The organism is Stenotrophomonas sp. SrG (assembly GCF_050031795.1).
Classification (GTDB): Bacteria; Pseudomonadota; Gammaproteobacteria; order Xanthomonadales; family Xanthomonadaceae; genus Stenotrophomonas; species Stenotrophomonas rhizophila_A.
Window position 1 is genome coordinate 1 of the sequence record NZ_JBNBBE010001556.1, and the last position, 232, is coordinate 232.

Annotated in this window: 1 protein-coding gene; it reads left to right on the forward strand. The window is 68.5% G+C overall.

Annotated elements, in window-relative coordinates:
* Nucleotides 1-232, forward strand: a 232-nt coding sequence (locus ACQG3P_RS24590; RefSeq protein WP_426806509.1) for a hypothetical protein, incomplete at both ends; no start/stop codon positions are given.

Here is a 232-nt window from a genome sequence, read left to right on the forward strand (position 1 = left end):
GGGCAGTGGCCGGGTGCAGGTGAACATCGATGGCGTGCGCGGTCAGTACCTGGGGCAGCTGGCACAGCGCCGCTACGCGCTGCGCGTACTCAGCCGGCAGAAGCCGGCAGCGGTACTTCTTGATGGCCGCGCGCTGCCGATGCTCACAGATGCCGCCTCGTGGCAGGCCGCGCCGGAAGGGTGGTACTTCGATGCAGGCGAACGCCGCGGCACCGTGCATGTTCGTACCGTA